General features: G+C 69.9%; 10 protein-coding genes. 4 read left to right on the top strand and 6 right to left on the bottom strand.

The features are described 5' to 3' along the window. Positions 1-1,423: hypothetical protein (locus ABZ406_RS29970; protein ID WP_357768762.1), on the top strand; the 1,423-nt coding region annotated here is incomplete at its 5' end. A 1,602-nt stretch (positions 1,424-3,025) separates the two neighbouring features. Here ABZ406_RS29970 and ABZ406_RS29965 read toward each other — a convergent pair. Next, positions 3,026-4,222 carry a helix-turn-helix transcriptional regulator gene (locus tag ABZ406_RS29965; protein ID WP_357768760.1) on the bottom strand — a complete coding sequence of 399 codons (1,197 nt, stop codon included), beginning with the start codon at positions 4,220-4,222 and terminating at the stop codon, positions 3,026-3,028. A gap of 957 nt (positions 4,223-5,179) precedes the next feature. Between ABZ406_RS29965 and ABZ406_RS29960 the strand changes: the two genes are divergently transcribed. Continuing rightward, positions 5,180-5,758 (top strand): SMI1/KNR4 family protein, encoded by a 579-nt coding sequence (locus ABZ406_RS29960; protein ID WP_357768758.1) that lies wholly within the window; start codon positions 5,180-5,182, stop codon positions 5,756-5,758. Positions 5,759-5,993: 235 nt separating this feature from the next. Here ABZ406_RS29960 and ABZ406_RS29955 read toward each other — a convergent pair whose 3' ends face one another. From ABZ406_RS29955 to ABZ406_RS29940, 4 genes are all read right to left on the bottom strand, one after another. Beyond that, positions 5,994-6,263, bottom strand: a complete 270-nt coding sequence (locus ABZ406_RS29955; RefSeq protein WP_357768756.1) for a hypothetical protein — start codon at positions 6,261-6,263, stop codon at positions 5,994-5,996. 326 nt (positions 6,264-6,589) lie between these two features. Further along, on the bottom strand, positions 6,590-7,432 hold the full coding sequence (locus ABZ406_RS29950; protein ID WP_357768754.1) for an alpha/beta hydrolase: 843 nt from the start codon (positions 7,430-7,432) through the stop codon (positions 6,590-6,592). 34 nt (positions 7,433-7,466) lie between these two features. Continuing rightward, entirely contained in the window at positions 7,467-8,060 is a 594-nt protein-coding gene (locus ABZ406_RS29945) for a hypothetical protein (RefSeq protein WP_357768752.1), read from the bottom strand. A gap of 120 nt (positions 8,061-8,180) precedes the next feature. After that, positions 8,181-8,777, bottom strand: a complete 597-nt coding sequence (locus ABZ406_RS29940) for a helix-turn-helix domain-containing protein (protein ID WP_357768750.1) — start codon at positions 8,775-8,777, stop codon at positions 8,181-8,183. 76 nt (positions 8,778-8,853) lie between these two features. On the opposite strand from ABZ406_RS29940, the gene ABZ406_RS29935 reads away from it, so the two are divergent. Further along, positions 8,854-10,428, top strand: a complete 1,575-nt coding sequence (locus ABZ406_RS29935; RefSeq protein ID WP_357768748.1) for a bifunctional NAD(P)/FAD-dependent oxidoreductase/class I SAM-dependent methyltransferase — start codon at positions 8,854-8,856, stop codon at positions 10,426-10,428. 268 nt (positions 10,429-10,696) lie between these two features. Further along, entirely contained in the window at positions 10,697-12,433 is a 1,737-nt protein-coding gene (locus ABZ406_RS29930) for a hypothetical protein (protein ID WP_357768746.1), read from the top strand. Between the two features lie 73 nt (positions 12,434-12,506). On the opposite strand, the gene ABZ406_RS29925 is transcribed toward ABZ406_RS29930, so the two are convergent. Beyond that, the gene (locus tag ABZ406_RS29925; RefSeq protein ID WP_357768744.1) at positions 12,507-12,980 is read right to left on the bottom strand and encodes a hypothetical protein; all 474 of its coding nucleotides are present in this window, start codon (positions 12,978-12,980) and stop codon (positions 12,507-12,509) included. Positions 12,981-13,188: the final 208 nt, after the last annotated feature.

The raw sequence follows: 13,188 nt of genomic DNA, 5'->3' as shown, positions 1-13,188 counted from the left end.
GCCGGCAACAGCCCGATCAACGCCGCCGACTCTCGCCCCCGGCGCGCAGACCCTGTGCACCGCCACCTACACGGTCACCCAGGCCGACCTCGACAACGACGGCGTCACGAACGTCGCCACCGCGCACGGCACACCGCCCGGCGGGGGTACGCCTGTCGACTCGCCGCCGTCGACGGTGACCATCCCGCAGTCCGGCCTCGTCGCCCACATCGAGGTCATCAAGGCGACGACCACAGTGGTGATCGCCGCACCGGGTCAACAGGTGCCGTACACCTTCCTGGTCGTCAACACGGGCGGCTTCACTCTCACCGACGTGACAGTCAACGACACAGTGCTGCCGCCGTCCGAGCGCGGCGTGCTCGGGCCGATCACCTGCGGTCCGCAGAACATCCCCAACGGGGCGGTGACGTTGTCGCCAGGCGCCTCCATCCAGTGCCGGACGACCTACACCGTGACCGCTGAGGACTTCACCGGGTCGTCGCTGCGCAACGCTGCCACGGCCACCGGTACGCCGCCGTTCGGGCCGCCGCCGGTCTCCCCGCCGTCACCGGTGGACATCCCGATCCCGCACCCGGCGATCGCCATCACCAAGTCGGTGACGCCCACTGTGGTGTCCGCGGCCGGGGACGTGGTCACGTACCGGTTCGTGGTGAGCAACACCGGCACCACGTCGCTCAGTGCGGTGACCGTCGACGAGACCGACTTCTCCGGCACCGGGACGCCCGGGGCGCTCACCTGCGGCGCGGTCACCCTGGCCGCCGGGGAGAGCACCACCTGCACGTCGACCTACGCGGTCACCGCTGCGGACATCAAAACCGGTCGGATCACCAACACGGCCGTCGCCGCCGGCACGCCGCCGACCATCCCCGGCCAGACCCCACCCGCACCGGTACGCTCCACGCCGGCCACGGCCGAGGTGACGGCCACCAGGGGCGCGGCGATCACTGTGGTGAAGTCGAGCAGCACCGACAAGATCTACCGACCGGGGCAGCAGGTGCCGTTCCAGTTCGTGGTCACCAACACCGGCCAGGTGTCGCTCACCGACGTGACGATCACCGACGCCCTGACCGCGCCGGCCTCGGCGGCCAACCTCGGCCCGATCACCTGCGGTCCGGAACGGACCCCGAACGGCGCCGTGACCCTCGCGGCCGGCGCCGCCGTGACCTGCGCGGCGACGTACACGGTCAGCAAGGCCGACTACCACAACGGGTCGCTGCGCAACACCGCGACGGCGACCGGCACACCGCCGGACGGCCCATCGCCGGTCTCACCCGAGTCCACCATCACCATCCCGGTGAAGGGCAAGCTCCCGGTGACCGGCACGTCATTCCCGGCCGGACTCTGGATGGGCGCCGGCGTACTGGCGGTGCTCCTCGGAGCGGCACTGCTGCTGGTCGTCCGGCAGCGAAGGATCCGCGCCTGACGCGGACCTGATCGCGAGGGTCGGACCGGAGGGGAACCGGTCCGGCCCTCGCGGCACGTCACCCCATGACCACGACACTGCCGGCGATACGCTTCAGCGTCAGAGCAACGAGTCGGCCCGGCACCTTCACGTGAACAGCGTCGATGGCGGTGACTGCCTGGACGACAAGACCATTGCGTTAGACGGAGTGGCTGGTGGTCCACCCCGCGCCGTCCCGTCGATCATGAAGTTGTGGTGGGTGGCAAAGTGCCCGATCGGGCCAAACCGGGCGCCGTCTTTCCATGATCGACGTGGGCAGGCTGCCCCTCTTCCGCGATCTTGCGATTACTGTCGCGACATAACAGATCATTCCGTAAATATTGGCGACAATAAATGCAAGATCGGCGCTGGCGGGGCGTTTCTGGAACGACGGACCTGCCTTCAGCGTGCCCTTGCGCCCAGCAATCCGATCGTTGACGCGACGGTGTTGGGTCGGACGACGGCCAGTGACCTCTTGGGTGTGAACTGTCGGCGAGCTGGCTCGGGTGTCATCCGAGGTCTACGGCTTGGTGGCGATCCTGCCGGTCGGGTTCAACGGGCACGGCTGCTGTACTTCGCTGCTGTACTTCGGGCGGCTGTCTGGTCCAGCCGATGAAGCGGCGGTGCAGAGTGCCGGCGGGTGCCCAGGGCATGTCCTCGGTGGCTTGAATGAGGTAGGCACCGAGGTAGAGGGCCAGCGACACCGGCGCGTCCGCGTACTCCGCGCGCAGTTCACGCCGCCGCGTTGGACACGGCCACGGGAGGTCACAGCCGCCGCAGCTCCAGATCGGCATAACGGGGCCGTGGCTGGTCATCGCACACCGTCCAGAAACCGGACGTCGCACGGGCGGCCCTGCCGACTGCCCACCCGCTCCGCCTGCCAACACGGGTACGGAGCCAACCTCGCCCACCACACCAGGCAACGGACACACCAGCCGTTTAACCCTAGAACGTGCACGGCGAGGATCACCCGCTCCAATGCACCGCTCACTGCTCACCTGCCTGCGGCCAGTGCCAGCGATTGATCGGAATCCGGTGCCGGGCACGGCAGGGCAAGTCGACCCCACAACGACAGATCCGCCGCTGGAGCTGCGCGGACCAGACCGGCCGATGCCGCCGTGCGAAGGTCAACGCGGTGGCCGAGATGTACTCGTCATACGACACGCGCCGGTCGCTCACCGTTGACCGGCCAGGCGAACTAGCCTTCCGTCGGGTCACCGGAAGCTCTCCGATCGGCGTGCTCTGAGCTGGTCCGCCGATTCGTGATGGCCCTGGCACCGCCGCAGTTGCCTCGCGTGGTCCAGTAGACGCTGCTGTGCCGCCGCCTGCTCAACGTCCTGGTACCGCTGCCCGATCCCGGGCGATGGCGGCGGCTGAGGCCGCCGAGACAGCCACCGCATCAATGCGCATAGCTCAGACCAGATCGCCACAGACTCGCCCCCTCGATCAAGCAACAGGGAGCGGCGACGAAACTCTGTCCGCCTAAATCGGCTGTCAAGCAGGCACAGGCTCGCCGCCGCCAGTGACGGGAACGCTACGAGTGGTCACCGGCCGCGGCAGGGAGACTTTGTACCTCAGGGAGGGTTACCCGATCATGCCGATGGCGAGGGCCAACTCTCGGGCGTCCTCACCGACCGTGCCCGGCCGGTTCGACAGTTCCAGAGCAACAGTGCGGGCGTACGGGTTGTGTCGCACCGTATCGACGCTCTCCCGCAGTGCCCGGCCGAGCAGGTGCACCGCCGCGACCTCCCCACGGTCCAGCATGTGCGCCCGAGCGGCATCGATCAGCGCGGCAGCCCGGCGGGTCTGCGAGGGCAACGCGCGATAGTCGGTGGTGTCGGCCCGCCGCACCGCATCACCCGTGCGGCACAGGTCCGTCTCGATGGTGACCGCGTACGCCGCACACGCCGCCGATCCGAACATCAGCCACGGATGGACGTACCCGTCACCGAGCCGGCGCGCGGCTGATTCGGCGGCGTCCCAAGCCCGCCACGCCCGACCGGCCCGGCCAGCCTTGCTGTGGCCCAACGCGATACCGAGCTGCACCTGACCCCATCGCGCCAACTGCTCGCCACCCGTCGCCGGGTCAACCAGACCCGCAGCCTCGACCAGTACCTGCTCGGCGGCATCCACCTGATTCGCACCCCGATAGACGTGCGCGTAGTACCAGGCCGCCACCGCCAATGCCGCCGGGTCGTCCGCGTCCTGGGCCGCCGACATCGCCCGGTCGGCAGCAAGCCACACCAACTCCGGCAAAGGCTGGTGCGCAAGGTACAACTGCACCAGGTGATACACCCGCGCCAACTCCACCAACGCCAGCCGACGGTCCGCGCCGTCAAGCATCCGGGCACTCCGCTGCGCATCCGTCAGCAACCTCGGAAGCACCACCGCCACCGCCGTACGCTCGGTCGTCGACCGATGCCACAAGGCCCACGCCTGATTCACCAGGTCACGCAACACGACAACCGGCGTCACCGCGCCCACCGGCACTGAAGCCCGCTGCATCACCGCAGCGACCTCGCCGACCTCGGAGTGCCCCGCCCTGGTCACCGACGCCACCGGCAACGACTGATCACCGGTCAGATCCGCTAGATCCGAGATGTCGAGCACCTCAGCCAGCCGCAGCAGCATGGGCAGGCGTGGCGGCAGTAGCCGGCCATTTTCCAACGCCTTGACCCACTCCGCGCTACGCCCGACCAGCCCGCCGAGAACGGGTCGAGTCTTCCCTGCACGCTCGCGATGCATCCGCAGGCGCGCACCAAAGGCCGCAGGATCGCTCATCATCGTCTCCCAGGTAGCGGTCCGGGCAGCGGACCACCAGCCACTACCCGGCAGACCACCACAATCGACGGTACTCCCGCCACCGCACCGACGCGCCCCACCACGACGGCCAATACCGCAACCGCGCTTCCTGCCATCCGCCGGGTGCTTGCGTTTGGTCGCAGGCGCAGAACGTTCAGCGATCGTCCTCCGCACCCTCGTCGTCCCCGTAGCCGTCTGCGGACAACAGTTCTGGCTCAGCCCCATCCGAGCCGGGCTCCCGGTCACCCTGTGGGCCGACGCCACCGTCGTTCACCTACTCATCGACGGTGTCCGGCTCAAGACCGTCCCGTCCCGGCTCACCCCTACCCACCTGCGGCAGCTGCTCGCCGAGGACGCCCAACCAGCTGGGCCACCACCGATCACCACCGGCGCCGTTCAGGCCGGCGCCCCCATCGAGGTCGAACGCCTCGTCAACGCCACCGGCCTGATCAGCCTCGCCGGACGGCAACAACCCGTCGGCTACCACTTCGCCGGCAGGCGCGTCACCGTCCTACTCGACCGCGGCCTCCTGCAGATCACCGCCGGTGGTGTCTTGCTGCGCAGCCTGCCCAACCCCCTCATCGCAGCCGAGGCCGCCAGCACGCGACGCCCGCCCCGCCGGACCGCCACCCACCCCCAGCCCCGAACCCGTGCGGGTCGAACGCCGCGTCAGCTGCCGAGGAGCCCTCGTCATCGCTGGTCAAATGATCCACGTCGGCAACGCCCACGCCGGTCGAACGTTCATGGTCCGAAGCCGCCGACAGGACTTTCCGCATCCTCGACGGTGACCAGGTCGTGGCCGAGGTGCCTCGCACGACTACCAAGTCGATCGCTCGTTCCAAAGCCCGGAAACCGGAGCCACCACGTTCAAAGAGGCCATCAACGCCACCGGCAGAAGCAACCGTAGGCTGACAGCACCGAACCAGGATGAGGAACATGTGGGACGTCGAGGACATCCGAGCCCGGCTCGCAGCTATGCGAGCTGAAGACCGCGAACTCCAACGCTTCGGGGCGCGGCGCCATCGATACCGATTCGGCCCCACTCTCCGCGAAGCCGACCTGGCCGCATTCGAGGGCCACCACCACATCACGTTGCCAGACACCTACCGCAGCTTCCTGCGGGAGGTCGGCGACGGCGGCGCGGGCCCTTACTGCGGGCTATTCCCCCTTGACGGCGAGGGTCTGAGCGACCAGGACCGAGAGGAACGTCTCCGGCCCGGTTACCTAGCCACCCCCTTCCCGCACACGCAGGCATGGAATCCCGCCTACCACGTGCCAGAACCGGGCGTCCCCGGCCCAGGCGACATGATGACCGAAGACGAGTACTTCGACGAGCGATGGACCGCTGGCTCGCTGGTCATCGCCGAATTCGGCTGCGGCGCCTTCCACCGCCTGATCATCACGGGGCCAACCCGAGGCCAGGTCTGGTTCGACGACCGAGCCGCCGACGGCGGCCTCACCCCCGAGGCTGACTTTCCCGACTGGTACCAAGACTGGCTACACAATCGCAGGTAACCCAGTGGCGGCAACCCAATCCAGGCCAAGCAAACAGAACTAGATCATCTAGCCGGACGTGTCACCCACGTCCCGAGACTCATCTGTCACGCAGGTCCTGAAACCGACAGTACTACCTGGGTCAGTGTCCTCCGTCGACTGACGTGCGACGGTCCTCCGCCAACTGAACTGCGGCACCCCAGGCGCGCTGATGACGGCAGAACAACTCGCCGGATCGTGGTCAGCATTGATCCGATCAGGCTCCGGCGGAGGTGTCCGAGCCATATGCCGTGTCATACATCGTCTTCGGGTCACCACCGCCGCCCTTGCCCCGGATCGTGCCCTTGTCGGAACGCCGACGGTGATTTTGCATCTCGACCATCGCTCGCTGTGCGTTCCTCAGGACGGCGTCGTGCGTCAACGATGTGTCGGCCACCCGGCGGCGCCGCACAACGACAACGGCTAACGTGACGACAAGCAGCAGCGCTAGGCCGCCTACTGCGGTCCAGAGCCAAAACATCGTCATGATCCACTCCAATTGGCCGCTGCCCGGGTTGCCTCAGCGTGGCCCACCAGCGCAAGGCAGACCCGGTCGCCACCAACGTCGCCACAGTGGCGAGCTATCTGGCGTAGTGGCTCGCCGAGGTCGCGGCTCGACGGACGACTGTCAGTACGAGACGTTCGGACCTGGCTCAACAGGTCGCGAAGACCTGCGAGTGCTGCGACCAGGAAGAGGACGAGTGCCGGCAACCGAAGCACCGCAAGTGCTGCGCGGTCTGCCGGTGCCGCCAGGACTTTCCTGCGGCTCGGTCAACGGGATACACGCGGTCCGCCGGTCGGCGCTTGTGGAGGCTATTGAGCGGTCAGGACTCGGGTGAAGAACGCGAGGCTGTCGCTGACCAGCGGCTCCAGCGGCACTCCCACGAAGCAGTGGTCCGCTCCCCGCACCACCGACAACTCGACCTCGGCTCCCGCCGCAGTCAGCGCTGCGGCAAGCTCTTCGCTCTGCCCCACCGGTACGACCAGGTCCTGATCGCCGTGAATCAGCAGCATGGGTGGGGCCTGGTCGGTGACGTACGCGATCGGACTGGCTGCCCGGGCCGCTTCCGGGTTGTCGGTCAACGGGGCGCCGATGAGCAGGGACTCGGGTGAGTCCGCCGCATCGTGGTCGATCGTCCCGGACGGATGCGCCTGCGACTGCATGGTCAGCAGGTTCGATGGCGCGTACCAGCAGACCGCCGCCTGGACGCCACTGTCGTCCTGATCGTTTCCGGTCAGCGCGACCATCGAGGCCAGGTGTCCTCCGGCCGATTCGCCCCACACGCCGATCCGCTCGCGGTCCACGCCCACCGTGTCGCCGTGGCGGCGCAGCCAGCGCACCGCCGCCGACACGTCGTCGAGCTGGGCGGGGAAGGGTGCCTCGCCACTGAGCCGGTACTGCGCGGAGGCGACAGCGAATCCGGCGTGGATGGCGGCGGTGAAGGGATCCGCCTCCATGAGCCAGTCCGCCGGGTGTTTGGGCGAGCCGAACAGCCACGCGCCGCCGTGGATCCACACCAGGACCGGGACCGGTCGGGACGCCGCCACCGGCACGACGAGATCCAGTGTCAGCGGGCGGAAGCCCGGGACCTCGTTCACGACGATGTCGCGGTGCTCGATCCGGTCGTTCCGGTGGCGGTGTGCCGCATCGGTCATCGCGCCATCCTCGCACCGACGGCTCCACGGTGCCTCACACGGCGCGGTCGTCCCGCAGCCAGTCGGAGAAGGCACCCATACGCTCCGCGCTCCAACGTCTGCGGGCCGCGAACCCGTACCAGCGGCCCTCTGCCATCTCGAAGCGCCACCGCATGACGGGTCCGGGGCGATAGGCGGCGAGAGCGATTCCCCACTGTCTTGCGAATTCCTCGCCGCCGCTGATCAGGCGGTCGATGTGGCCGGGCTTGAGTTCAAGATCACGCACGCCGGTCATGACCACCGTCAACTCCGCGATGCCCGGATGCGCGGGTTTGACGTCGTCGTCCGGTGCCTCCCCCATCTCCCGGAGAATGCACCGCGACACCTCGTCCGCAGGCACGCCGTACGTCGCGTAGGTGTACCTGGTCACCCGCTCGGCGAACTGGCGAATCTCGGCAGGGTTGTGGGGGTCTGGGTCGAGCCAGCGGAGCACGACCCGGAACATTCCCAGCAACACACCCCCCAAGGCTCTCCGGTCGAGGAACGCCCTGGGTTGCAGGCGACGCGCGAGCGAACGATTTCCGAGCAGGACGGCGTGCCAGTAGTGGCCCTGCACCGTACTCAGTCCGCTCGCCCGCCGCGTGGTCATGCCCGGAGGGTACGAACAGGTCGCGAACGCCGATCTGACAGAGGCCAGACCGCCAATCACCAACACCTCGACACGAGGTTGCTTAAGTCGGGGTGTCCCGGCGGCCTGGATGCCCCGACTTCACTGATCGCGCGTGGTGGCCGCGGGGCGGGCGCGGACGTGCAGTCGCTCCCCCTGCGGCCCGAAGAGGCTGAGAGCTTCGGCGGTGCCGGGGCCGGGGTTGAAGAAGAGGTGCGGAATACGGGTGTCGAACTCGGCCACCTCCCCCGGGGTCAGCGTCAGATCGCGGTCGCCGAGCAGCAGGCGCAGCCGGCCGGAAAGGACGTACAGCCACTCGTACCCCTCGTGGGCCTGTGGGATTCGACCCCCGGCGGACGGGTCCGGCGGGAAGATCTGCTTGAACGCCTGGACACCACCCGGTCGGCGGGTCAGCGGCAGGTACGTCACGCCGTGGATGACTATCGGTTTGGGGCGTACCCGGGGGTCGCCGGTGGCGGGGGCGTCGACGAGTTCGTCGAGCGCTATCTGGTAGGCCCTCGCCAGCGGGAGCAGCAGCTCCAGGGTGGGCCGGCGGCTGCCGGATTCCAGCCGGGACAGGGTGCTCACGGAGATGCCGGTCAGGTCGGCGAGCTGGGTCAGCGTCGTTCCGCGTTGGTGACGCAGGGCACGCAGCCGGGGGCCGACGGCCGCCAGAGCGGCGCTGTCCTCGTTTGCCATAACGGCAAGGATAGTTGCCACCTTGCCGGCGGCGACGGATGGTGGGCGCAGCCGACAGAGGACGAGGGAGATACCGGTGGACGAGACATACGACGTGGTGGTGGTGGGCGGCGGCGCGGCGGGGCTCAGCGGGGCCCTGGCGCTGAGCCGGGCCCGACGCTCGGTGCTGGTGATCGACTCCGGTGAGCCGCGCAACGCGCCGGCCGACCGGATCCACAACTACCTGGGCCGGGAGGGCACACCGCCGGGCGAGTTGCTCGCGATCGGGCGGGCCGAGGTGACCGGGTACGGCGGGCAGTTCCGCAACGGGCGGGTGGAGGCCGCGACCCGGGACGACGACGGGTTCCGGCTGAGCCTCGACGGCGGGGCGTCGGTGCGGGCCCGCCGGCTGCTGGTGACCACCGGTCTGACCGACGAGCTGCCCGACGTGCCCGGCCTGGCGCAGCGGTGGGGTCGCGACGTGCTGCACTGCCCGTACTGCCACGGGTGGGAGGTTCGGGACCGGCGCATCGGCATCCTGGCCACCGGGCCGCTGGGCGTGCACCAGGCCGAGATGTGGCGACAGTGGAGCCCCAGCGTGCTGCTCCTGCTGCACGGCGCCCCGGCTCCGGACGCCGAGACCGCCGAGCGGCTCGCCGCCCGGAGCATCGCTGTCGTGCCCGGCCCGGTCGCCGCGGTCGAGGTGACCGACGACGTGCTGACCGGTGTACGACTCGCCGACGGCCGGGTGGTGGCGCTCGACGCGATACTGGTGGCGACCCGGCTGACTCCCCGCTCCGACATGCTGGTGGGGCTGGGTCTGGCCCCGGAGGAGGTGACGATGGGTGAGCACGTCATCGGCGCCCAGATCCCGAGCGACGCCACCGGCGCGACGACGGTCCCCGGTGTCTGGGTGGCGGGCAACGTGGCCGACCTGCGTGGTCAGGTGATCACGTCAGCCGGGGCCGGGCTGAACGCCGCAGCGGCCATCAACGCCGATCTCATCGCCGAGGAGACCCGCGACGCGGTGGCCGCGTACCGGCAGTTGGTGGCCACGACGTTCGAGGAACCGGCGTGGGAGGAGCGCTACCAGTCCCGGCCCTCGGTCTGGAGTGGCCAGCCGAACCCGCAACTCGTCGCCGAGGTCGCCGACCTGGCCCCGGGGCGGGCACTGGACGTGGGCAGCGGCGAGGGCGCCGACGCGGTGTGGCTGGCCGAGCGCGGCTGGCAGGTGACAGCGGTGGACATCTCCGCCACGGCGCTGAGCCGGGCCGCCACGCACGCCGAGACCGCGGGGGTTGGCGACCGGATCGAGTTCACCCACGCCGACCTGCGGGACAAGCCGCCCACCGAGCAGGCGTACGACCTGGTGTCCGCGCAGTTCATGCACCTGCCCCCGGCGCAGCGTCGGGAGTTGTTCGGCCGGCTGGCCACGGCGGTGGCACCGGGCGGCGTACTGCTGATCGTCGGGCACCACCCGGCGGATCTGTGGGGAGCCGCGCACCGGATGCACATGCCGGACATGATGTACACCGCGCAGGACGTGGCCGCCGACCTGGAACCGGCCCACTGGGAGGTGCTGGCGGCGGAGGAACGCTCCCGCGCCGCCAGCGGGCCGAACGGCGAGGAGATCACGCTGCACGACGCGGTGCTCGTCGCCCGCCGACGCTGACCCCGCGCGACACGTCGGCGGGCGGTCGCCACGGTGACCTGCGTCGATCATGGACCTGTGCTGCATGACAAAGGTGGTGGAGCACCACAGTTCCGGCACCACGAGTCCATGATCGGCGTGGGAACGGGGGAACGCGGGGCGGCAACGTGAGAGGTGGTGGGGCAGGACTTCGCATGTGGTCCGCGCGGCGGTAGCGTAGCGCCACACTGACGACCCGTGGGGCAGGCGACCGCCGACCCTGACGCCCCAATCGTACGGAGGATGGTGCATGGCCATCGGCGCTGAGCCGCACGCAGCACGCGACGATGCGGCCTCCCGGCCGAGCTTCGAGCTCGCCCTGCGCGGATACGACAAACGCCAGGTGGACCGGCACCTGGAGCAGCTCGACGGTCAGATCGCGATGCTGAGCGGGGAGCATGGGCGCTCCGCCGTCCGCGTCCGTGAACTGACCGCCGAGGTGCAGCGGCTGCGTGCCGAGCTGGCCGAGCTTCAGGAGCAACCCGTGCAGGTGGACCGCGCTTCGTTCCACGATCTGGGCCCGATGGTCGGCGAAATCATGGCGCTCGCCGAGAAGCAGGCCGGCATCATCACCGAATCGGCCGCCGACCGGGCCAACGAGCTACGCAGCGAGTCCGAGCGGATCCTCGCCGACACCCGTGAGCGGGCCGCGCAGGCACGTCAGGACCTGGCCGAGGAGCTGGCCGCCCGGCGGGCCGAGCAGGAGCAGGCGCACGAGGAGCGGCGCACCCACGCCGAGGCCGAGTTGACAGCGATCCGCGAGCACGCCGAGCAGTTGCGGGCCGACGGTGAGGCCGCGCACGAGCGCGCCCAGCACGAGGCCAAACGGATCACCGAGCAGAGCGCGCAGCAACTCAACCAGACCCGCGTCGCCGCCGACGCGCTGATGAAGTCGGCCCGTACCCAGATCCAGCAGGAACTCCAGTCGGCGCGCTCCAAGCACCAGCAGGAGATGGCCCAGTGGCAGGCCGGCGTGGAGCGGGAGGTCAACGAACGGCGTACCTCCGCGGAGCAGGACATCGCCGAACAGCAGGCCGCCTCCGAGCAGGAGTTGGCCGAGCAGCGCAGCGCGACCGAGCAGCAGATCGCCGCGCTGCTGGCCGAGGCACAGCAGCACGTGACCGAGCTGCGCAACCGCGCCGAGGAGCAGGCCGCCAGCCACCAGCAGCAGCTCGCCGCCCTGCAGAAGGAGCTTGAGGAGCGCCGGCAGGAGGCCGCGGAGCTGCACACCGAGCTGGACACCGGCCGCCAGCAGCTTGCCGAGATCCGCCAGGAGGGCGAGGCACTGGAGGACGAGCTGTCCCGGATGCAGCAGCGGCTCAACGAGGTCCGCCGGGACCTGACCGCCGAAAACGCCCGACTGGACGAGGCCCGCCGCGCCGGGGACTCCGCCGAGCGGCACGCCAAGGATGTCCGCGCCCGCGTACAGCGGGAGGCGAAGCGGGTGGCCGACCTCGCCTCCGCCGCGGTCATGGCGGCGGCAGCCGGCGGCACGGAGACGGCCGAGTACCCGATGGTGGGCTCCCGGTCCAGCGCCGACCGACCCGCCGAGCGGCTGGGTGTCGAGCGGCTCTCCGTCGACCGCGCCGGCGTCGACCGGTACCCCGTGGAGCGGCCCACAGTGGACGACGCGGACGCCGACCGTGCCGCTTCCGACAGTGCCCCGCTCGACCCGGCACCTGCCGACCGGAGCCCGCTTCACAACGGTTACGCCGACCTCACCCCGGCAGCGCAGGCCACAGGCGACCGGGCCTCGACCGAGCAAGCCAACGGCGACCGGGCTCTGGCCGGTCAGGCGAACGGTGAGCACGGTGGCGCACCGGCGGTGGCGGACGAGTCGACGGCACCCGACCGTTCGGCAGCGCGGGAGGTGGGCGCCGACGACGCCGAGCCGACCTTCCCTCGGCACATCGGCACCGACGCGCCGACGCCCGTACCGTTCCTGGCTTTCGGGCAGCCGAGTGAGAACGGCGCCGCCCGACACTGATCTCGGTGGCGCTCGTCCCCTGGCCCGAGCGAATGCGCGCGGGCCCGGGGCGAGCGCCCGGCCGATCAGCCACTCACGAGGGAGACGGGGCGGACCGAGCGAGGTACCTCCGCAGCTCGGCGATCTCCTCGTCGGTGACGGTGGGGGCGAAGTCGAGGTATTCGCTGGGATAGATGGCGGTGCCGGAGCCGGCCACCGTGACGAACCAGGCGCCCTCGTGGCCGAACCAGTGCGCCTGCCCGGCCATGCCCACGTCGACCGAGTCGTCCGGCGTGGCGGCCTCGCCTGCCGAGGTGATGCGCACCCACTGCCCGTCGCGCCCGTACGGCGGCTGCGGGATCACCAGGTCCAGGTGGTCCCCGTCGACCCGCTCCGTCGTCACCCCGAACAGCCGAGCGGCACCCTCGCGTGCCACGGTGCGCACTTCTCGCAGAATGCCGGTGGCGCCGACCAGCACCTCCCCGTCAGGTCCATCGACCAGCACCACGTAGGTGCGATCCGACTCGTGGCGAACCCGTGCACGGACCCGCAGCGGCAGCACAGACATCCACCAATGATCCCGCACGGGGCCGCAGGGAACGCCTCCACCCGCGTCGATCTTGCACTTACGGTTGCCGAATCGCGCGGAATGCCAGCTACGTCGGGACAGTAAGTGCAAGATCGACGGGGCGGGAGTGGGGGCGGGGCGGGCACGGGGGGATTCTGGGCGGAACCTGGTCGCTGTTCCCGTTCGAGCTGGCAGGCTGGGTTGGCCG

This window comes from Micromonospora sp. NPDC005710 (genome assembly GCF_040630995.1).
GTDB lineage: Bacteria > Actinomycetota > Actinomycetes > Mycobacteriales > Micromonosporaceae > Micromonospora.
The sequence above is the reverse complement of the archived record's forward strand: the minus strand, read 5'-3'. Positions and strand labels throughout refer to the sequence as shown.

What these genes read in the sequence shown, in the direction of transcription:
- ABZ406_RS29960 (WP_357768758.1), top strand. Translation starts at nt 5,180, where the DNA reads ATGTGGGACGTCGAGGACATCCGAGCCCGGCTCGCAGCTATGCGAGCT.
- ABZ406_RS29930 (WP_357768746.1), top strand. Translation starts at nt 10,697, where the DNA reads ATGGCCATCGGCGCTGAGCCGCACGCAGCACGCGACGATGCGGCCTCC.
- ABZ406_RS29925 (WP_357768744.1), bottom strand. Translation starts at nt 12,980, where the DNA reads ATGTCTGTGCTGCCGCTGCGGGTCCGTGCACGGGTTCGCCACGAGTCG.
- ABZ406_RS29955 (WP_357768756.1), bottom strand. Translation starts at nt 6,263, where the DNA reads ATGACGATGTTTTGGCTCTGGACCGCAGTAGGCGGCCTAGCGCTGCTG.
- ABZ406_RS29945 (WP_357768752.1), bottom strand. Translation starts at nt 8,060, where the DNA reads ATGACCACGCGGCGGGCGAGCGGACTGAGTACGGTGCAGGGCCACTAC.
- ABZ406_RS29950 (WP_357768754.1), bottom strand. Translation starts at nt 7,432, where the DNA reads ATGACCGATGCGGCACACCGCCACCGGAACGACCGGATCGAGCACCGC.
- ABZ406_RS29940 (WP_357768750.1), bottom strand. Translation starts at nt 8,777, where the DNA reads ATGGCAAACGAGGACAGCGCCGCTCTGGCGGCCGTCGGCCCCCGGCTG.
- ABZ406_RS29965 (WP_357768760.1), bottom strand. Translation starts at nt 4,222, where the DNA reads ATGAGCGATCCTGCGGCCTTTGGTGCGCGCCTGCGGATGCATCGCGAG.